Origin of the sequence: Allobosea sp. (assembly GCF_035944895.1) — a bacterium.
GTDB lineage: Bacteria > Pseudomonadota > Alphaproteobacteria > Rhizobiales > Beijerinckiaceae > Allobosea.
In genome coordinates this window covers 517400-536373 of sequence record NZ_DASZAT010000006.1, presented here as the reverse complement: position 1 = coordinate 536373, position 18974 = coordinate 517400, and the positions used below count along the sequence as shown (strand labels likewise).

Genomic DNA, 18974 nt, shown 5'->3' with positions numbered 1-18974 from the left:
TAGCGCTGGCCTCTCGGGGCCGGCGTGGCCCGCCGAGGGAGGGGCCGGCGGGCCGAATTTCACCGGAGGGGCGATGCCGCACTCGCTGAAAGCCTTCGGCGCCTTCATGGCGCGCCGGGCCGAGAACCTGCTCGCGCTGATGCTCGGCGCGATGTTCCTCGTCTTCCTCGTGCAGATCGTCTTTCGCTATCTGCTCAATTTCCCGATCGGCTGGACGCACGAGATCAGCGTCATCCTCTGGCTCTGGATGGTGCTGTTCGGCGCCGGCTTCGTGCTGCGCGAGAGCGAGGAGATCCGCTTCGACATCATCTATGGCGCGGTCGGGCCGGGGCCGCGCCGGCTGATGGCGCTGATCACGGCGACCGCGCTCGTCGTGCTCTATGTGATCTCGCTGCCGGCGATGGCCGACTATGTCGCCTTCATGAAGGTCGAGCGCACCGCCTATCTGAAGCTGCCCTTCAACTGGGTCTACGCGATCTACATCGCCTTCGCAGTCGGCGCGATCATCCGCTATCTCTGGCTCGGCTTCAGCGCGTTGCGCGGCAAGGCACCGGAGGCCTTCGACCCGACCAAGGCGAGTTCGGGCGTATGAGCACGCCGTTCTCCCTCGCCATCCTCGCCATCGTCACGCTTTCGCTGCTCGGCCTGCCGATCGGCCATGCGATGATCGCAGGCTCCATTCTCTACCTGCTCGTCGCCGGGCAGGACCTCTCGATCGCCGCCGAGCAGCTGCTCAACGGCATGTACACCAACTATGTCATCCTCGCCGTGCCGCTCTTCATCCTGGCGGCCGAGTTGATGAACATCGGCTCGATGACCGAGCGGCTGCTGCGCTTCTGCGATGCGCTGGTCGGCCGCTTCAGGGGCGGGCTCGCCCATGTCAACATCGTCCAGAGCGTGATCTTCGCCGGCATGTCCGGCTCCGCCATCGCCGATGCCGCCGGCACGGGCCGGATGATGCAGGCGATGATGACCAAGGACGGCAAGTATCCGCCGGCTTTTGCGGCGGCGCTGACCGCCGTCTCCTCGGTGATCGGACCGATCATCCCGCCCTCGATCCCGATGGTGATCTACGCGCTGGTCTCCGACGCCTCGATCGGCTTCCTCTTCCTGGGCGGCGTCATCCCCGGCCTGCTGATGGCGCTGGCGCAGATGACGATCGTCGCTTCGACGGCCAGGCGCCGCAATTTCCCGGTCGAGCCGCCGATCCCGCTGCGGCAATGGCCCGGCATCACCTGGCGCGCCTTCCCGGCGTTGATGATGCCGGTGGTGCTGCTCGGCGGCATCTATGGCGGCGCGACCACGCCGACCGAGGCCGCCGCCGTCGCCGCCGCCTATGCGCTCGCCGTCTCCGTGCTGCTCTATCGCAGTGTCAGCATGCAGGCCTTCTACAATTCGCTCGCCTACAGCGCGCGCACCACGGCCTCGATCGGCATGCTGATCGCCGGCGCGCTCGTTTTCAATTACGTCGTCACCATCGAGAACATCCCCGACAGCCTGCGCGCCTTCCTCGCCGGCTGGAACCTCTCGCCGCTCGGCTTCCTGATCCTGGTCAACATCCTGCTGCTTGTGCTCGGTTGCCTGCTCGAGGGCACCGCGATCCTGCTGATCGTCGTCCCCGTGCTGATCCCGACCGCCAAGGCGCTCGGCATCGACATGGTGCATTTCGGCGTCGTCGTCGTGGTCAACATCATGCTGGGGCTGATCACGCCACCCTACGGTCTCTTGCTCTTCATCATGACCAATATCGCCGAGGTGCCGCTGCGCCAGATCGTCCGCGAATGCATGCCCTTCCTCGGCGCGATGATCGTCGCACTGGCGCTGATCACCTTCTTCCCCAGCCTCGTGCTCTGGCTGCCGCGCCTGATGGGCTACCAAGGCTGACAGGACAGGACCGACCCGTGAGCAAGCCGATCTACATCCTCAACGGCCCCAATCTGAACCGGCTCGGCACCCGCGAGCCGCAGATCTACGGCTCGACCACGCTGGCTGAGGTCGAGGTGCTTTGCCGGCAGGCCGCTGACGGGCGCGAGGTCATATTCCGCCAGAGCAACCGCGAGTACGAACTGGTCGACTGGATCCACGAGGCGATCGACGAGGGCGCCGCGATCGTGATCAACCCTGCGGCCTATTCCTTCACCTCGATCGCGATCCTCGATGCGCTCAAGATGTTCCCCGGGCCGATCGTCGAGCTGCACATCTCGAACATCCACCAGCGCGAGCCGCACTACCACAAATCCTATGTCTCGCTCGCTGCGACGGCGGTCATCGCCGGGCTTGGGCCTCAGGGCTATGCGGTCGCGGTGAGGGCGGCGATCGATCTTGCGAGCCGATAGGCCGCCGGCCCGGCGTCAGTCGGCCTCGCGGCGGTCCGCTTGCTCGGCCTTGCGCCGGAAGCCGGTCGCCAGGACGTAGAGCTCGGAGGAATCGGCCCGGCTCGCCGCCGGCTTGATGTTGCGAACCTGGGCGAAGTCGCGCTTGAGCTGTGTCAGCAGCCCGGCCGAATCGCCGCCCTGGAAGAGCTTGGCCAGGAAGAAGCCGCCCGGCGCCAGCACGTCGTTGGCGAACTCGACGGCCGCTTCGGCGAGGCCGATGATCCTGAGATGGTCGGTCTTCTTGTGGCCGGTGGTGTTGGCGGCCATGTCGGACATGACGCCGTCGGCCTTGCCGCCGAGCTTCTCCATCAGCAGGGCAGGGGCTTCGTCCGCCATGAAGTCGAGTTCGATCAGCTCGACATGCGGGATCGGATCGACCGGCAGAAGGTCGATGCCGATGATCTTGCCCTTGCCGTTCTCGAGCCCGACCTTGGCGCCTGCGACCTGGCACCAGCCGCCCGGAGCGCAGCCTAGATCGACCAGCTTCTGGCCGGCTTTGAGGAATTTGTAGCGCTCGTCCATCTCGGCGAGCTTGAAGGCCGCGCGCGAGCGATAGCCCATCTCGCGCGCCCGCTTCACATAGGGGTCGTTGAGCTGGCGCTCTAGCCAGAGCTGCGAGGAATGGCTGCGCTTGGCGGGTTTCTTGACCTTGATGCGCAGGTCGCGTGCGCCGCCGCCGCTGCCGGATTTCGTCGTCGTCATTGCCTTCGGCGCCACCAGGCGCGGTCCTCGTGCATCATCCTGAGCAGGATGCCCTCGCGCAGGCCGCGATCGGCGATGCGCACCTTCGGGCTCGGGAAGGCCCGCCGGATCGCCTCGAAGATGGCGCAGCCGGCGAGAACCAGATCGGCCCGCTCGCGGCCGATGCAGGCATTGGCCTGGCGCTGGGCATAGTCCATCGCGACGAGTTCGTCGATGACGCTGCAGATGTCCCCATCCTGCATCCACAGACCGTCGACCTGGCGCCGGTCATAGCGTGGCAGGCGCAAATGGATGCCGGCGACCGTCGTGACCGTGCCGGAGGTGCCGAGCAGATGGAAATTGGGTGCGTTCTTAGCCGCCGCCGCCTTCGCCGCGAACGGCGCCAGCGCCTCGCTGCAGTCGGTGACCATGCGCTCGAACTTCTCGCGCCCGACCTCGATGCCGCCATAGCGCTCCGCCACCGAGACCACGCCGATCGGCAGCGAGGCCCATTCGCGGATGCGCTGGGCCGGGTCGCGCCCGGCCTCGCGCCCGCCGAGCCAGACGATCTCGGTCGAGCCGCCGCCGATATCGAAGACGATCACCGCGCCGGCCTCGGGCGCTGCCAGCGCAGCGCAGCCGGTGACGGCGAGCGAGGCTTCCGTGCGCTGGTCGACGATCTCGAGTTCGAGCCTTGCTTCCTCGCCGACGCGGCGGACGAACTCGACGCCGTTGGTCGCAGCCCGGCAGGCCTCGGTCGTGATCAGGCGTGCGCGGGTGACGCCGCGATGGTCCATCTTGCTCTTGCAGACCTTCAGCGCCTCGACGGCCCGATCCATCGCGTCGTCGCAAAGCTTCCCGCTGGCGCCGAGCCCTTCGCCGAGTCGCACGATTCGCGAAAAGGCATCGACGACCCGGAAGCCGTGCTGGGCTGGCCGGGCGATCAGCAGGCGGCAGTTGTTGGTGCCGAGATCGAGCGCGGCATAGGTGGTCGGATGAGGGCGCTGGAACGGGGCCGGAGCGAAGCGAACCGCGTCCGGCGGCGCGGGCCGCTCGCCCGGTCGAGGGATCGCCGCCACGAGGGGGCGGTCGGAATCCTGGCGGTCTTCGACCGTCACTTGCTAACCCTTCGCCGGTCAGGGCCGTCATGGTGGCCTGCCGGAGTCCAGCAAGAAGCTGGAACGTTTCCATTCGTTGGGCAGCGTAACAACAGCACGCGGCCCCTGCCAAGCGGAACCTGTGGCGAAACTGCGGCGAGCTTCGGCCGTGCTTGCCTGTGTCCCGTCTTCGCGGCAAAGCTCGGCCTTGGCCGGCATAATGAGGTCGGCGGCGACCAATCGGGAGAAACGGCATGGCGGCGCGGCGCATGATTCTGGCGATCGACCAGGGCACGACGTCCTCCCGCGCCATCTTGTTCGACGAGAATCTGCAGCCGGTCGCCAGCGCCCAGCAGGAATTTCCGCAGCACTACCCGGCCTCGGGCTGGGTCGAGCACGAGGCGGAGGATCTCTGGGAGAGCACGCTCTCGGTCTGCCGGCAGGCGCTGGCGCGGGCTGAGGCGCGGGCAGGGGAGGTCGCCGCGATCGGCATCACCAACCAGCGCGAGACCACTTTGGTCTGGGATCGTGGGACCGGCCAGGCGATCCACCGCGCCATCGTCTGGCAGGACAGGCGCACCGCCGAGCGCTGTGCTGCGCTGGAGGCGGAAGGCCACGGCAAGCTCGTCGCCGAGCGCACCGGCCTGCGCATCGATCCCTATTTCTCCGGCACCAAGATCGCCTGGATCCTCGACCATGTCCCCGGCGCCCGCGAGCGGGCCAGGCGCGGCGAGCTCGCCTTCGGCACGGTCGACAGCTTCCTGCTCTGGCGCCTGACCGGCGGGCGCGTCCATGCCACCGACGCGACCAATGCCTCGCGCACCATGCTGTTCGACATCCACAAGGGGCGCTGGGACGACGAACTCCTGGCGCTGCTCGACATTCCCGCCGCGATGCTGCCTGAGGTGCGCGACTGCGCCGCCCATTTCGGCGATAGCGAGCCCGGTTTACTCGGCGGGCCGATCGCGATTCGAGGCATTGCCGGCGACCAGCAGGCGGCGACCGTCGGCCAGGCCTGCTTCGAGCCCGGCATGCTGAAGTCGACCTATGGCACCGGCTGCTTCGCCCTGCTCAACACCGGCACCAAGGCCGTCACCTCGCAGAATCGCCTGCTCTCGACCGTTGCCTACCAGCTCAAGGGCGTGCGCCATTACGCGCTGGAGGGCTCGATCTTCATCGCCGGTGCCGCCGTGCAATGGCTGCGCGACGGGCTCGGCATCATCGAGAAGGCCTCCGACAGCGGCCCACTCGCAGCCAAGGCCGATCCCGGCCAGCAGGTCTATCTGGTGCCGGCCTTCACCGGCCTCGGCGCGCCGCATTGGGACGCCAATGCCCGCGGCGCGATGTTCGGCCTGACCCGCAACACCGGCCCGCGCGAATTCGCCCGCGCCGCGCTCGATTCGGTCTGCTTCCAGACGCTCGACCTGCTCGAGGCGATGCGCTCCGACTGGCCGGAGGCGGATGGCGCCGAGACGGTCCTGCGCGTCGATGGCGGCATGGTCGCCTCCGACTGGACGATGCAGCGCCTCGCCGACATCCTCGCCGCCCCGGTCGACCGGCCGCAGGTGCTGGAGACGACGGCTTTAGGCGCCGCCTATCTCGCCGGGCTCGACGCTGGGCTTCTGCCCGAGCCGACCCAGTTCGCCGATCGCTGGCGGCTGGAGCGGCGATTCTCGCCGGGCCTGGCCGAGGAGACGCGCCACAACCACGTCGCCGGCTGGCGCGACGCGGTCAGGCGCACATTGAGCGAAAGCTGACGCGCGCATGCCGATATCCCGTGGCATCAGGGCTCCGGCGATCGCCTGAAACGCTGTGCAAGGGGCTGTGAACGGCTCGCATGTCGAAATCGTCACAGAAGGCTTGCAACCGGGCGCGAGGTTGTTTAGATCGCCCCCATCCGACGCGTCGCCGACACGCGCCCGTTGGGGGATCGTCTAACGGTAGGACCCCAGACTCTGACTCTGGTTGTCTAGGTTCGAATCCTAGTCCCCCAGCCACTTTTCCCGAAGTAGCTGATTTCAAGCCGGTTCTTCTGCCCTTTCCGGGGCGGCAAAGCGATTTGCCCACCCGGTTGCTACAAAGGGCACCGTTTTGGCGCGTCTCCTCCGCAACGTCGTCCTCGCCCGGACGGTGTGGTCGCGCGCCGAGCTTTCGTTCTCAGGATCTCTTGCGTATCTCGGACACGGCGATCCCGCCGATGACGAGGGCGATGGCCACGATCGCGTAGGGCCGCAACGGCTCATGCGCGACGGCGACCGACAGGACGATGCCGAAGATCGGCACGAGATTGTAGAAGACGCCGGCCCGTGCGGCGCCGATGAGCTCGACGCTGCGCAGATAGAGCAGCTGGCACAGCAGCGACGGGAAAAGCCCGATGAACAGCAGGATCGCCCAGCCCTTGGGCGTCGGCCATTGGAACTGACCGAGGGCGGCTTCGCCGATCGCGAGCGGAATCGAGGTGAGCAGGGCCGCCAGGGCGAGCCCGGCGATGAAGACGAGCGGCGACACCTGCGGCCGCCAGCGCAGGCCGACCGTGTAGACCGCATAGATGATGCTGGCCACGATCATCAGGATGTCGCCGCGATTGAAGGACAGCTCGACCAGAACGGCGAGGGAGCCGTGCGAGGCGGCGACGATGACGCCGAGGACGGTGATCGTCGCGCCGAGCCATTGCAGAGCGGGCGGCCAGATTCCGAGCAGCGCGCCCGAGACCAGCAGCACGACGATCGGCGTCGCGCCCTGGATGATCGCCATGTTGATCGCGCTGGTCGTATGCGCGGAGGCATAGAACAGGATGTTGAAGACGGTGAAGCCGATGCCGCCCATGGCGAGCATATACGGCCAGCGATCGCGGAGGACGCGCCATTCGGCGAGCAGCGCCCGCCTGGCGATGAAGGCCATGCAGATCGCGGCGATGACCCAGCGCAGCATGACGATCGCCATCGGCGACATTTCGCCGACGGACAATTTGCCGGCGACCACATTGCTTCCGAAGAAGAGCGTCGCCACCAGGAGGTAGAGATAGGCGCGGGCAGGGTTTTGAGTCGTCATCCCGCCATCTGCCCGCAACCATAGGGCGTTGTCACTTGCCCTGCAGCTTCGCGGCCGCGCCCTTCATTAGGCCCTGGTCGGAATTGACGATGAACCAGGTCACGCCCAGCGCAGCGAAAGCGTCGCGCTCCTCGACCGAAGGCAGGAAGATCGCGGCGATCTTGCCATGGCGCAGGGCGGCCGCGACGATGCGCTTGCAGGCCTCGGTGACCTCGGGGCTCCGGATATCGGAGACGCCGAGCGCCTGGCTGAGATCGGCCCGGCCGATGAACAGCCCGTCGACGCCGGGCGTCGCAGCGATCTCCTCGACCTCGGCCAGCCCGCCAGCGCTCTCGATCTGGCACATGACGATGGCGGCATCGCCGTGGCGTGCGGCCTCGGCCGGGCTGAGCTTGCCATAGGAGGCGTAGCGCGGCGAGTTCGACAGGCCACGCCTGCCACCTTCGAAGCGGGCGCTGGCGACGATCGCGCGCGCATCGGCGGCGCTGTCGACGCGCGGCACGACGATGCCGTCCGCCCCCATGTCGAGCGCCGACATGATGAAGGAGGGCGTGCCGTCGGGGATGCGGACGAGCAAAGGCAGCCCGCCGGCGCGCCCGGCCATCAGCATCATGTCGAGCGAGGCCCGGTCGAAGGGCGCGTGCTCGGCATCGACCACGCCGAAATCGAGGCCTGCACCGCCGAGAATCTCGGCGATGATCGGGTGAGGGGTCTTGATGAAGGTGCCGGTCCGGGGCTGGCCGGCGCCTGCGCGCAATGCGCTCACGATGTCGCTCCAACCGCCTGCGAGGCGCTGATCGCATATTCCGGCCGGCAGGGGGTGAACACGTCGAGGTTCAGCACCGGCTCGGTGCCGACGACGACGGCGTAATGGACCACGTTCGGCGGCACGGCGAGCAGGCCGCCGCCGCGCAGGCGCACGATTTCGTCGCCAACATGGAAATCGACCTCGCCGGACAGGATGTAGACCAGCTGTTCATGCACATGCGAGTGCGGCTTCGGCTCGTGGTCGGGCCAGAGCCGGTGCAGGGCCATCGTGGCGCCGTCGCCCGAGAAGGCCTTCTGCTCGACGCCGTGGCGGATCGTCTTCCACTCGATGGCGTCCCAGTCGACATGATGGACGGTCATTTCTCTCTCCTTTTCCGAAAGGGTGCTGCTTGCGGGCTGTCGGCCGCTATGGGGTGGGGCGCTGGCTGGCGTAGCCATGGCCGAGATTGCGCGAGATCTGGCGGGCCATCTCGACGACCGCGGCGATCATCCCGGCATCGGGCTCGGCGGGAACGAACTGGATGGAACTCACGATCGCCGCTGCGGCGACGAGCTCGTCATTGGCGTTGAAGACGGGAGCAGCCAGGGCGTTGATGCCGAGAAGCGCCTGCTCGGGTGCGCTCGCGTGCCCGTTCCGGCGAACCGTCTCGACGATTGCCCTGAGCTTCTCCGGCTCCGTGATGGTATGGGCGGTCAGCAGCGCCAGCGGCTGCCGGAGCGTCCGCTCGAGATGGAGGCTCGGGCCGAAGGCGAGGGCGACGTGGCCCTGCGCGGAGGCGTGCATGGGAAGTTCGCTGCCAGGGCGCGCGCCGATGGCGATGGACGTCGTCCCATGCACCGTCTTGAGGACCACCATCCCGCTCATCGAAGGAGCGGTCAGGACCGTGGTCAGTCCGACCTTGTCGCGCGCATCTCGCATCGGGCCGTCCGCTGCGGCGGCGACATCCTCGATTCCCGGCGCGAGCCGGCCGATCAGATAGGCTTTCGGGCCCAGCGTGTAGCGGCTCGTCGACTGGTTCTGGGTCAGGTAGCCGCGCTCGGTCAGGCCCTGCAGATGCCGATGGATGGCGCTCTTGGCGATACCGAGGCGGTTGGCGATCTGGGTCACCCCCATGGGCTCGTCCGCGAAGGCAACCGTTTCCAAGACGAGGAGTGTCGTTTCTCCTGCGCGAACGGCATTCTCTGAGCGCTCTTGTCTCTCGGGTCGCTCTATGACCACGTCCTCACCCTCCCTCGTTCTGCTTTTCGGCGGTCATTCGCGAGTCTCATACTATTTGAAGCCTTCGCTGCAGCTTGTCAAAATCACAAACCCAGCCCTTCGCTCGAGCGCTGGACGAGCGAGAGCGGGGTTCGTCCCGCAGCCAGTGCGGCATTGACCGGCGGTTCTCGCTGTGACTATAAGCGTTCTCGTTGAGAGAACCACAAACGCGCAGTGAGAACAAGCGCGACTCGCGGACAGATCATCGAGGGAGGTTTCATGTTTTGCTCTTTTCGCCGGACGCTCGTCGCCGGTACGGCCTTCGCGGCCCTGCTGGCTACCGCCATCCCCGTCCTGGCTGCGGACGTCACGCTCAAGCTCGGCCATGCCGTGTTCGAGAGCCATCCGAACCATGACTCCGCTGTCCGCTTCAAAGAGGCGGTCGAGCGCGAGTCGAAGGGTTCGGTGAAGATCCAGATCTACCCCTCGCGCCAGCTCGGCGACGTCAAGGAGCTGATGGAAGGGGTCCAGTTCGGCACCGTCGACATGACCGTGAACTCGACCTCGGCGCTGTCCACGCTGGTCCCGGCCACCGATGCGCTGCAGCTCCCCTTCGTGATCGGCAGCTACGAGGCCTTCGCCAAGCTCGCCGTCTCGCCTGAAGCCAAGGCCGTCGCGGCCGGGCTCGAGAAGCACGGCATGATCGCGCTCGCGCTCTATGACGGCGGCCAGCGGCATTTCCTCTCGGTCAAGAAGCCGGTCGTGGCGGTCGAGGATTTCAAGGGGCTCAAGACACGCATCGCGCCGAACCGGCTCTTTCTCGACACCTGGCGCGCCGTCGGCGTGAACCCGACCCCGCTCAACTATGGCGAGGTCTATTCGGCCTTGGAGACCGGCGCGCTCGACGCCGTCGAGATCAATCTCACCTCGATCGACAGCGAGAAGTATTATGAGGTCGGCAAGAATGTGAGCCTGACCGGGCAGTATTTCTGGCCGAGCTACCTGCTGATCAACAAGGCGAAGTTCGACGGCCTGACCGCCGAGCAGAAGGCCGCCATCCGCAAGGCCGCCGACGAGACGGTCGCGCCGCAGGTCATGGCCGTTGCCGAGCTCGACAAGAAGCTGATCAACGAGCTGAAGGGACGGGGGGTGAAGATCACCGAGCCCTCCAAGGAGCTGCTCGATGCACTCAAGCAGCGCACGCGCCCGGTCGTCGAGGCCTACATGAAGAAGAGCCCGGAGATCGCCGCCTTCGTGGCTGCGGCCGAGAAGCTCCGTCCCTGATTGCAGTCCGAGCCCCTGGCCGCAATGGCGGCAGGGGCTCCTTCAAGCCATGGGCCCGACCACCATGTCCCGTCACAATCCCCGGCTTCTGCGCGCGGTGTCGCTCTATCTGCGTGCTCTGCACTATCTCGCAATGGCCGGCGTCGCGACCCTCGTGGTCGTCGCCGCCATGCAGGTCTTCTTCCGCTACGTCGTCGGCGAGTCGCTGTTCTGGTCCGAGGAGCTGATGCGCTCCCTGATGGTCTGGATCGCGTTCCTCTCCGCCGGAATCGCCTATTCGCGCGGCGAGATGCTCGGCATGCGCATCGTCGTCGACGGGCTGCGGCCCTCTCTCACCGCCAAGATCGACATCGCGGGCCGCGTGCTGATCGTGATCTTCCTGCTGGTGGTCGCCTGGTATGGCTGGCTCTTCACCATGCGCACCAGCGAGCAGGAAGCAGTCTCGCTCGAAATCTCGCTCGGCTGGCTGCATGCGGCGATCCCCGTCGGCTGCCTGCTGCTCGCTGTCCACGTCGCCTTCGCAGACCTCTTCCGCTCGGCCCTGCCGAAGGAAGAAACCTCGCACTCGCACTGAGGCGTCCCAACATGGTCTGGCTGTTTTCCGTCTTCGCCTTCACCATCCTGATGGGCATCCCGGTGATCTTCGTCCTCGGGATCAGTGCGCTCGCCTATTTCGTCCTCACCGGGCAGACGCAATACCTCCTAGTCATCCCGCAGCGCATGTTCGCCGGCGTCGACCAGTTCATCCTGCTGGCGATACCGCTTTTCGTGCTCGCCGGCGCGCTGATGGATACCGGCGGCCTGACGCGCCGCCTGCTCGAATTCGCCAACGCCTTCGTCGGCCGCTTCCGTGGCGGCACGTCGCTGACCGCGATCTGGGGCAGCTTCCTGTTCAGCGGCATCTCGGGCTCCGCCGCGGCTGACGCCGCTGCCATGGGCTCGGTGCTGATCCCGGACATGAAGAAGCAGGGCTACGACGTGAACTACGCCGCCGCCCTGATCGCGGTCGCCTCGCTGATGGACCCGCTGATCCCGCCCAGCATCACCATGATCATCTATGGTGCGCTCAGCGGGACCTCGATCGCCAAGCTGTTCATCGGCGGCATCGTGCCGGGTGCGCTGCTGGCCCTGTCGCTCACCGCCTACGCCGTCTATGTCGCGCACAAGCGCGGCTATCCACGCCTGGCCCCGCCCTCGCTGGCGCAGATCGGCCGGCTCACCTTGACCGCGTTGCCGGTGCTGTTCCTGCCGGTGCTGATCGTGGTCGGCATCCGCGGCGGCGCCTTCACCGCGACCGAAGCCGCCGCCATCGCGGCGATCTATGCCCTCGTCGTCGCCGCCTTCTGGTACCGGGTGCTGACCTGGGCCCATCTGCGCCATGCGCTGATCGCGACCGCGGTGATCTCCTCGGCGATCTACCTCCTGATCGCCATGGCCAACATCGCCGCCTTCGTCTTCGCCCTGGAGCGGCTGCCGCAGAACATCGTCTCCGGCATCCAGCAGCTCACCGATAATCGCGTGCTGATCATCCTGATGGTCAATCTCGCGCTGCTCGTGCTCGGCATGTTCCTCGATGTCGCCGGCGTGCTCATCCTGACCGTGCCGGCGCTGGTCGGCATCGGTGCCGCGATCGGCATGGATCCGGTCCATCTCGGCGTGATGGTCACGTTCAACACCATCATCGGCTTCGTGCATCCGCCGCTGGGCCTGTGCCTCTTCATCGTTTCCGGCGTGGCGAAGTCGCCGATCGAGAAGGTGACCATGCAGGCCCTGCCGATGATCGGCATCGCGCTCGCCTTGCTGATGCTGATCGCCTTCGTGCCGGAACTGGTGCTGTTCCTGCCCAACCTCCTGGTCAAATGAGGATGATGGCATGACACGCTCGCTCGCCACCCGCATCGGCCGCACCGCGCTCAAGAACCCGCTGATCGCGGCCTCCGCCGAGCATCTGATCGATGCCGACGGGGTCCGCGCCGCGCTGAAGGCCGGGGTAGGGGCCGTGGTGGTCAAGTCGACCAACGAGGTCCAGGCGGCCAAGGACCAGCTCCAGCGCGCCGAATACATGGTGCTCGACGAGAACTGGCGGCCGGTGCCTTGGGGCCCGGATGCGCCGCGCGGCGCCACCATCGCCTGCCGCTCCGGCCTGCATCCGCTCGGCTTCGAGCCCTGGCTGGAGCAGACCGCGATGCTCGACCGCGAGGCGAGGGCGCTGGATTCCTATGCGATCCCCAGCCTGATCCTCGGTGACCTCGACCATGCGCTCGCCATGGCGCGGCAGGTCGAGCAGGCGGGCCTGCGAGTACTCGAATTCAACATCGGCACGCCCTATGCCAGCCAGGCCGCGAAGGGCGCGGTCTCGACCGAGCTGCTGCCCGAGCGCATCACTCATCTCGTCTCGGCGATGCGCAGGGCTGTCTCGCTGCCGCTCTGGATCAAGGTCACCGGCCAGAGCGAGCGCGTGCCGGAACTGGCGCGCGCCGCTTTCGAGGCCGGCGCCGATTCCGTGGTCATGGCCGGCCGGCTGCTCGGTTTCCTGCCCGATGTCGAGACGATGGAGCCCTTGCTCGGCACCAGCCTCGGCATCGGCGGTTTCTGGAACCTGCCGCTGACCTGCCACTGGCTCGCGACCTCGCGGCTCGCGCTCGGCCCCGAGCGGCCGCTGATCGGCATCAACGGCGCGCAGAGCGGGCTCGACATCGCGCGGATGATGCTGGCCGGCGCCTCCGCCGTCGGCATCGCCTCGCCGGTGATGCTGCGCGGCTTCGACTTGCTCGGCCGGTCTCTGGCCGAGTTCCAGGACTATCTCGATGCCAAGGGCATCGATGCTGCCGATCTCGTCGGCGTCGCGGTCAACCACCGCAAGACCTTCGCCGACATGCCTCTGCGCCAGGACAACTGGCGCAATTACGTGCCGAAGGCGCCGCTCACCCCAGGAGAATGACCATGACCGACGCAGCCGAAAAGCCGCAGGACGCTCGTATCAAGGCCCTGCTCAAGGGCTCCGTGGACCTCCACATCCACAGCGGCCCCTCGCTGATGCCGCGCAAGATCGACCATGTCGAAGCCGTCAGGCAGGCCGACGAAGCCGGCTTCGCCGCGATCCTGCTGAAGGATCACTACTATCCGACCATGCCGCTCGCCACGATCCTCGAGACGCACATCTCGAAGGGCGTGAAGGTGCTGGGCGCGATCGTGCTCAACAACCCGCTCGGCAGCATCAATCCCTCGGCCGTCGACTATGCGCTGAAGCAGGGTGCCCGCGTCGTCTGGATGCCGACGGCGCACGCCAACAACCATCTCGACCACTACAAGACCGACGCGAAGTTCGATTCCAAATTCCCGGTCGCGACGCAGAAGACGCTGGCGCCGGCGCCGCTCTCTCTGCTCGGCCCCGACGGCAAGATCTCCGACGAGGTCAAGGCGATCCTCGATCTGGTCGCCGCCGCCGACGCGGTGGTCTCCGGCGGGCACCACCATGTCAGCGAATTGCTGCCCTTCTACGAGGAGGCCAAGGCGCGCGGCGTCAAGCGGCTCCTCCTCAACCACCCAACCTATGTCAACGAGTGCTCGCTGCAGGACGTGCGCCATCTCGCCTCGCTCGGCGTCAAGATGGAGCATTCGATCTGCATGTTCGTGCCCTCGACCTTCCTGCTGTTCGACGCCGACCATCTCAAGGCGGTGATCGAAGCCGCAGGCATCGAGAACACGCTGTTCGGCTCGGATCTCGGCCAGAACAATAACCCGACCCCGGTCGAAGGGTTCGAGCAGATCATCGCCATGCTGATCGACGCCGGCTTCTCCGACGCTGAGATCCGCTCGATGACCGCCGGCAACGCCGCCGATCTCGCCGGCCTCACGCCCGCTGCCAACTGATGCCTTCGCGGGCCGCGCCTGGCGCGGCCCGCCGTCCGTCCAGGAGACCATCCATGCCTTCATTCCTCATCGACGGTCAGTGGACCGACGGCTCGGGCACCCGCCGCGGCGCTGTGCTGAACCCGGCGACCGGCGAGCAGATCGGCGAGGTGCCTTTCGCCGAGATCGCCGATCTCGACCGGGCGCTCGCCGCCGCCCAGAAGGGCTTCGAGATCTGGCGCAAGACCTCGGCCTATGACCGCTCGAAGATCCTGCGCCGCGCCGCCGACCTGACGCGCGAACGCGCCGAGAGCATCGCCCAGCTCATCACCCGCGAGCAGGGCAAGCCGCTCTCCGAGGCGCGCATGGAGGCCGGCGGCCTTGGCGACCATATCGACTGGTATGCCGAGGAGGGCAGGCGGGCCTATGGCCGCGTCATCCCGCCCCGGCAGTATGGAGCCCGCCAGATCGTGCTGCGCGAGCCGGTCGGCCCCGTCGCTGCCTTCAGCCCGTGGAATTTCCCGACCGGCCAGCTCGTGCGCAAGGTCGCGGGCGCTCTCGCGGCCGGCTGCTCGATCATCGCCAAGGCGCCGGAGGAGACGCCGTCCTCCTGCATCGAGCTGATCCGCGCCTTCCATGACGCCGGCGTGCCGGCCGGCGTCGTCAATCTCGTCTTCGGCGTCCCGGCCGAGATCTCCGAGCACCTGATCGCCTCGCCGATCATCCGCAAGGTCTCCTTCACCGGCTCGGTGCCGGTCGGCCGTCATCTCGGCGCGCTCGCCGCCCGCCACGTCAAGCGCGCGACGATGGAACTCGGCGGCCACGCCCCCTTCATCGTCTGCGACGATGTCGATGTCGCCGCCGCCGCCAGGCTCGGCGCGGGCCTGAAGTTCCGCAATGGCGGGCAGGTCTGCGCCTCGCCGACGCGCTTCTATGTGCAGGACAGCGTCTTCGACGCCTTCCTCGGCAGCTTCGTCGAAGCGGCGAAGGCGCTCAAGGTTGGTGACGGCACGGCCGAGGGCACGCAGATGGGCCCGCTCGCCCATGCCCGCCGCGTCGATGCGATCGAGGGCTTCGTGCGCGATGCGGTCGATGCCGGCGCCGATCTCGCCTATGGCGGCGAACGGCCCGGCAATCGCGGCTTCTTCCATGCGCCGGCGGTGCTCGCCAATGTCCCGGACAAGGCGCGGCTGATGCATGACGAGCCGTTCGGGCCGATCGCGGCGGTCAATCGCTTCGATACGCTCGACAAGGCGATCGCACAGGCCAACGCCCTGCCGTTCGGCCTCGCGGCCTTCGCCTTCACCAGCTCGGTCTCCCGCGCCACGCAGCTCGGCGACGAGCTGGAGAGCGGCATGGTCTCGATCAACCATTTCGGTATCGCCGCGCCCGAGACGCCGTTCGGCGGCATCAAGGACTCCGGCTATGGCAGCGAGGGCGGCTCGGAGGGGCTCGACGCCTATCTCTCGACCAAGTTCATCAGCCAGATCGGCACCGAGCCGCGGCGGCCTTGATGGACACCTACGACTACATCGTCGTCGGGGGCGGCTCGGCCGGCTGCACCGTGACCTCCCGCCTCGTCGAGGCGGGAAAGTCGGTGCTGCTGCTCGAATCCGGGCCGAAGGACAATCATCCCTACATTCACATCCCGGCGACCTTCATCCGGGTGCACGGTACGGCGCGCACCTGGATGTACCGCTCGGCGCCGGAGCCTGAGCTCAACGGCCGGCAGGTCTATGTGCCGCAGGGCCGTACGCTCGGCGGCGGCAGCTCCGTCAATGCGATGATCTACATTCGCGGCCAGGCGCAGGACTATGACGACTGGCGCGCGGCCGGCTGCACCGGCTGGGGCTACGAGGACGTGCTGCCCTTCTTCCGCAAGGCGGAGGGCAATGAGCGGCTGTCGGGCCCGCTCCACGGTACGGACGGACCCCTCAAGGTCAGCGATGCCAGGCATCGCCACCCGCTGAGCGCCGCCTTCCTGCGGGCGGCGCAGGAGGTCGGGCTTCCCTACAATGACGACTTCAACGGCGCGAGCCAGGAAGGCGTCGGCTACTTCCAGACCACGACCTTCGCCGAGCGTCGCGCCAGCTCGGCCGCGACCTATCTGCGCGCCGTGCGCGGCAACAAGCTGCTCAAGGTCGTGACCAATGCGCATGTGCTCGGCCTCGTGCTCGAGAACGGCGCGGCGGTCGGCGTCCGCACGCGCCACGACAACGGGCAGGAGATCGAGACGCGGGTACGCGAGGAGGTGATCCTCTCGGCCGGCGCGCTCTCGACCCCGAAGATCCTGATGCTGTCCGGCATCGGCCGGGCCGAACATCTCGCGGAGTTCGACATTCCGGTGCGGCGCGAGCTGCGCGGCGTCGGCGAGAACTTCCAGGACCATCTCTCGGCCTCGGTCTACGGCCAGACGCGCGAGGAGATCAGCCTGCTCGGCAACGACAAAGGCCTGAAGGCGCTGCGCCACGGCCTCTCCTATATCGCGCTCCGGCATGGCCTCCTGACCTCCAACGTGGTCGAGAGCGGCGGCTTCGTCGATACGGCCGGCACGGGCCGGCCGGACGTGCAGTTCCATGTCGTGCCCAATCTGGTGGGGGACGTCGACCGCCTGCCTCCCGGCGGCCACGGCATCTCGATCAACCCTTGCGACCTCAGACCGAAATCGCGCGGGACGGTTCGTCTCGGCGGCAAGGATGCGGGCGATCCCGTCGTACTCAACGGCAACTATCTCAGCGCGCCGGAAGACATGGCGACGCTCGTGCGCGGCGTGCGCCTGGCGCGGCGCATCCTGCGGGCGCCTTCGCTCGCCAAGCTGGTCAGCCATGAGATCGCGCCCGCGCGCGACGAGGACGTGCCCGACAGTGTGGTCGAGGACCATATCCGCACCGTCGCCAAGACCGTCTACCACCCCGCCGGCACCGCCCGCATGGGCACGGACGAGCTCGCCGTCGTCGATCCTACGCTCAGGGTGCGCGGCGTTCCGCGCCTGCGCATCGCCGACATCTCTGTGGTTCCAAGCATCGTCAGCGGCAACACCAACGCACCGGCGATCATGATCGGCGAACGCTGCGCCGACTTCATCCTGCGTCGTTGAAAACGGCAACGCTCCAAACCGGGAGCAAGTCCGGCGCGCACGGCGCCGGACCTCGATGACCCCCACTATGCGGCGTTCCGCAGCGGACCGGCGATCTCGTCGAGGCTGTCGGCGACGCTCGCGACGATCCCGTCGATATCGGCCGCCTGGATGATGAGCGGCGGGGCGAAGACGAGCGTGTGGCCGAGGGCACGCAGCAGGATGCCGCGCTGGGCGAGGGCGCTCGACAATGCCTGAGCAGCCCCGCGCTCGATCGGGAAGGAGCGTCGGCTAGCCTTGTCCTCGACCAGTTCCATCGCCGCCATCAGGCCGACGCCGCGCACCTCGCCCACCAGCGGATGGTCGGCGAGGCGGCGCAGCCCGTCCTGCAGGCGCGGCGCGACGTTTCGGACATGCTCGACGATCCGCTCTTCCTCGTAGATCTTCAGCGCCTCGACCGCGATCGCCGCCGAGACCGGATGGCCGCCATAGGTATAGCCGTGGCCGAAGCCGTTGAGCGCCTTCGTCCGATCGGCGATCGCCTCGTAGATCTTGTCGTTCACCAGCAGCGCCGAGATCGGGGCATAGGCCGCCGACAGGCCCTTGGCGCAGGTGAGCATGTCGGGCGAGATGCCGAAGGTCTGGCAGCCCCAGTAATTGCCGGTGCGGCCGAAGCCGCAGATGACCTCGTCGGCGACGAAGAGGATGTCGTGGCGGCGCAGCACGGCCTGGATGCGCTCGAAATAGCCGGCCGGCGGCACGATGACGCCGCCCGTACCCATCACCGGTTCGGCGAAGAAAGCGCCGATCGTCTCGGGCCCCTCGCGCAGGATCAGCTCCTCCAGCTCGTTGCCGAGGCGCTCGACGAAGGCCGCCTCGCTCTCGCCCTGCTGGCCGTTCCGGTAGAAATGCGGCGCGGTGACGTGCAGGAAGCCGGGCAGCGGCAGGCCGAAGGAACGATGCATGTTCGGCAGGCCGGTGAGGCTGGCGGCGGCGATCGTCGTGCCATGATAGGCGCCGAGTCGGGCGATGATCTTGCGCTTCTCCGGCTTGCCGATCGCGTCATGGTAGTACCAGACGAACTTGATCGCCGTGTCGATCGCCTCCGAGCCGGAGGACTGGAACATGGCGCGGGTCAGCCCCGCCGGCGCGACCGAGACGAGGGCATCGGCCAGCTCGATCACCGGCCCGTTCGAGCGGTGGGCGAAGACCTGCTGATAGGGCAGCGTGTGGAGCTGGCGCGCGCCGGCCTCGGCCAATCGCTTGTTGCTGAAGCCGAGCGAGGCGCACCACAGGCCGGACATGCCCTCGATGAAGCGCCGGCCCTCGTCGTCGACGACATGGATGCCGTCGCCACCCTCGATCACCATCGGCCCGGCGCTCTCGTGCTGGCGCAGATTGGTCTGCGGGTGGATGTGGTACGCGATGTCGCGCGCGCGGTTCGACTGGGGTTGAGGCGACATGTCGATCTCCTGGCAACGGGCGGTAGCCGTCGGCGCGATGCGCTCGCGGCACCTTCTCATCACGTTATCATTTGCCGAATAGCGTGACAATGTTTTGTATAAAGATACGACACGGTGACATGTGAAGCG

Annotated in this window: 18 protein-coding genes and 1 tRNA gene; 12 read left to right on the top strand and 7 right to left on the bottom strand. The window is 67.3% G+C overall.

All coding sequences use genetic code 11. The annotated features are described in order from the left end of the window. Positions 1 to 73 precede the first annotated feature (73 nt). Genes VGV58_RS11115 through VGV58_RS11105 form a run of 3 tightly spaced genes read left to right on the top strand, consistent with a single transcriptional unit; the run spans position 74 to position 2336 of the window. Complete coding sequence (locus VGV58_RS11115; RefSeq protein WP_326874070.1) at positions 74 to 592, top strand: TRAP transporter small permease; 519 nt, start codon at positions 74 to 76, stop codon at positions 590 to 592. Continuing rightward, positions 589 to 1884, top strand: coding sequence for a TRAP transporter large permease (locus tag VGV58_RS11110; RefSeq protein WP_326874069.1), 1296 nt, complete (start codon positions 589 to 591; stop codon positions 1882 to 1884). The genes VGV58_RS11115 and VGV58_RS11110 overlap by 4 nt, the downstream gene beginning before the upstream one ends. A gap of 17 nt (positions 1885 to 1901) precedes the next feature. Further along, positions 1902 to 2336, top strand: coding sequence for a type II 3-dehydroquinate dehydratase (locus tag VGV58_RS11105; RefSeq protein WP_326874068.1), 435 nt, complete (start codon positions 1902 to 1904; stop codon positions 2334 to 2336). A 15-nt stretch (positions 2337 to 2351) separates the two neighbouring features. Here the strand turns inward: VGV58_RS11105 and VGV58_RS11100 are convergent, their stop codons facing one another. Further along, positions 2352 to 3077: an RlmE family RNA methyltransferase gene (locus VGV58_RS11100; RefSeq protein ID WP_326874126.1), complete on the bottom strand. Its 726-nt coding sequence runs from the start codon at positions 3075 to 3077 to the stop codon at positions 2352 to 2354. Beyond that, positions 3074 to 4174, bottom strand: a complete 1101-nt coding sequence (locus tag VGV58_RS11095; RefSeq protein ID WP_326874067.1) for a Ppx/GppA phosphatase family protein — start codon at positions 4172 to 4174, stop codon at positions 3074 to 3076. Before VGV58_RS11095 ends, VGV58_RS11100 begins: the two co-directional genes overlap by 4 nt. Positions 4175 to 4407: 233 nt before the next feature. On the opposite strand from VGV58_RS11095, the gene glpK reads away from it, so the two are divergent. Together glpK and VGV58_RS11085 are read left to right on the top strand one after the other, a co-directional pair. Next, positions 4408 to 5910 (top strand): glycerol kinase GlpK, encoded by a 1503-nt coding sequence (gene glpK / locus VGV58_RS11090; protein WP_326874066.1) that lies wholly within the window; start codon positions 4408 to 4410, stop codon positions 5908 to 5910. A gap of 166 nt (positions 5911 to 6076) precedes the next feature. Then, positions 6077 to 6150 (top strand) — tRNA-Gln (locus VGV58_RS11085). 160 nt (positions 6151 to 6310) lie between these two features. On the opposite strand, the gene VGV58_RS11080 is transcribed toward VGV58_RS11085, so the two are convergent. Genes VGV58_RS11080 through VGV58_RS11065 form a run of 4 tightly spaced genes read right to left on the bottom strand, consistent with a single transcriptional unit; the run spans position 6311 to position 9191 of the window. Next, positions 6311 to 7204 (bottom strand): DMT family transporter, encoded by an 894-nt coding sequence (locus tag VGV58_RS11080; protein ID WP_326874065.1) that lies wholly within the window; start codon positions 7202 to 7204, stop codon positions 6311 to 6313. Between the two features lie 31 nt (positions 7205 to 7235). Further along, complete coding sequence (locus VGV58_RS11075) at positions 7236 to 7970, bottom strand: HpcH/HpaI aldolase family protein (RefSeq protein WP_326874064.1); 735 nt, start codon at positions 7968 to 7970, stop codon at positions 7236 to 7238. Further along, the gene (locus VGV58_RS11070; RefSeq protein WP_326874063.1) at positions 7967 to 8332 is read right to left on the bottom strand and encodes a cupin domain-containing protein; all 366 of its coding nucleotides are present in this window, start codon (positions 8330 to 8332) and stop codon (positions 7967 to 7969) included. Before VGV58_RS11070 ends, VGV58_RS11075 begins: the two co-directional genes overlap by 4 nt. 46 nt (positions 8333 to 8378) lie before the next feature. Further along, positions 8379 to 9191: an IclR family transcriptional regulator gene (locus VGV58_RS11065; protein WP_326874062.1), complete on the bottom strand. Its 813-nt coding sequence runs from the start codon at positions 9189 to 9191 to the stop codon at positions 8379 to 8381. A gap of 258 nt (positions 9192 to 9449) precedes the next feature. Between VGV58_RS11065 and VGV58_RS11060 the strand changes: the two genes are divergently transcribed. The 7 genes from VGV58_RS11060 to VGV58_RS11030 all read left to right on the top strand — a co-directional run bounded on the left by VGV58_RS11060 (position 9450) and on the right by VGV58_RS11030 (position 17403). Further along, positions 9450 to 10454: a TRAP transporter substrate-binding protein gene (locus VGV58_RS11060; protein ID WP_326874061.1), complete on the top strand. Its 1005-nt coding sequence runs from the start codon at positions 9450 to 9452 to the stop codon at positions 10452 to 10454. Positions 10455 to 10518: 64 nt separating this feature from the next. Beyond that, positions 10519 to 11028 (top strand): TRAP transporter small permease, encoded by a 510-nt coding sequence (locus VGV58_RS11055; RefSeq protein WP_326874060.1) that lies wholly within the window; start codon positions 10519 to 10521, stop codon positions 11026 to 11028. A gap of 11 nt (positions 11029 to 11039) precedes the next feature. Beyond that, positions 11040 to 12317 carry a TRAP transporter large permease gene (locus VGV58_RS11050; RefSeq protein ID WP_326874059.1) on the top strand — a complete coding sequence of 426 codons (1278 nt, stop codon included), beginning with the start codon at positions 11040 to 11042 and terminating at the stop codon, positions 12315 to 12317. Positions 12318 to 12327: 10 nt separating this feature from the next. Continuing rightward, positions 12328 to 13395, top strand: a complete 1068-nt coding sequence (locus VGV58_RS11045; RefSeq protein WP_326874058.1) for a beta/alpha barrel domain-containing protein — start codon at positions 12328 to 12330, stop codon at positions 13393 to 13395. A 2-nt stretch (positions 13396 to 13397) separates the two neighbouring features. Next, a complete protein-coding gene (locus VGV58_RS11040) occupies positions 13398 to 14327 on the top strand; it encodes a DUF6282 family protein (protein ID WP_326874057.1) in 930 nt (309 codons plus the stop codon). Between the two features lie 53 nt (positions 14328 to 14380). Then, positions 14381 to 15820, top strand: coding sequence for an NAD-dependent succinate-semialdehyde dehydrogenase (locus tag VGV58_RS11035; protein WP_326874056.1), 1440 nt, complete (start codon positions 14381 to 14383; stop codon positions 15818 to 15820). After that, complete coding sequence (locus VGV58_RS11030; RefSeq protein WP_326874055.1) at positions 15820 to 17403, top strand: GMC family oxidoreductase; 1584 nt, start codon at positions 15820 to 15822, stop codon at positions 17401 to 17403. Before VGV58_RS11035 ends, VGV58_RS11030 begins: the two co-directional genes overlap by 1 nt. Before the next feature lie 65 nt (positions 17404 to 17468). Here VGV58_RS11030 and VGV58_RS11025 read toward each other — a convergent pair whose 3' ends face one another. Beyond that, a complete protein-coding gene (locus tag VGV58_RS11025; RefSeq protein ID WP_326874054.1) occupies positions 17469 to 18845 on the bottom strand; it encodes an aminotransferase in 1377 nt (458 codons plus the stop codon). Positions 18846 to 18974 lie beyond the last annotated feature (129 nt).

Bases quoted from the DNA above. Each gene is read 5' to 3' on its own strand.
- glpK (WP_326874066.1), top strand. From the start codon at position 4,408: ATGGCGGCGCGGCGCATGATTCTGGCGATCGACCAGGGCACGACGTCC.
- VGV58_RS11030 (WP_326874055.1), top strand. From the start codon at position 15,820: ATGGACACCTACGACTACATCGTCGTCGGGGGCGGCTCGGCCGGCTGC.
- VGV58_RS11060 (WP_326874061.1), top strand. From the start codon at position 9,450: ATGTTTTGCTCTTTTCGCCGGACGCTCGTCGCCGGTACGGCCTTCGCG.
- VGV58_RS11115 (WP_326874070.1), top strand. From the start codon at position 74: ATGCCGCACTCGCTGAAAGCCTTCGGCGCCTTCATGGCGCGCCGGGCC.
- VGV58_RS11110 (WP_326874069.1), top strand. From the start codon at position 589: ATGAGCACGCCGTTCTCCCTCGCCATCCTCGCCATCGTCACGCTTTCG.
- VGV58_RS11050 (WP_326874059.1), top strand. From the start codon at position 11,040: ATGGTCTGGCTGTTTTCCGTCTTCGCCTTCACCATCCTGATGGGCATC.
- VGV58_RS11070 (WP_326874063.1), bottom strand. From the start codon at position 8,332: ATGACCGTCCATCATGTCGACTGGGACGCCATCGAGTGGAAGACGATC.
- VGV58_RS11035 (WP_326874056.1), top strand. From the start codon at position 14,381: ATGCCTTCATTCCTCATCGACGGTCAGTGGACCGACGGCTCGGGCACC.
- VGV58_RS11100 (WP_326874126.1), bottom strand. From the start codon at position 3,077: ATGACGACGACGAAATCCGGCAGCGGCGGCGGCGCACGCGACCTGCGC.
- VGV58_RS11040 (WP_326874057.1), top strand. From the start codon at position 13,398: ATGACCGACGCAGCCGAAAAGCCGCAGGACGCTCGTATCAAGGCCCTG.
- VGV58_RS11025 (WP_326874054.1), bottom strand. From the start codon at position 18,845: ATGTCGCCTCAACCCCAGTCGAACCGCGCGCGCGACATCGCGTACCAC.
- VGV58_RS11080 (WP_326874065.1), bottom strand. From the start codon at position 7,204: ATGACGACTCAAAACCCTGCCCGCGCCTATCTCTACCTCCTGGTGGCG.
- VGV58_RS11045 (WP_326874058.1), top strand. From the start codon at position 12,328: ATGACACGCTCGCTCGCCACCCGCATCGGCCGCACCGCGCTCAAGAAC.
- VGV58_RS11055 (WP_326874060.1), top strand. From the start codon at position 10,519: ATGTCCCGTCACAATCCCCGGCTTCTGCGCGCGGTGTCGCTCTATCTG.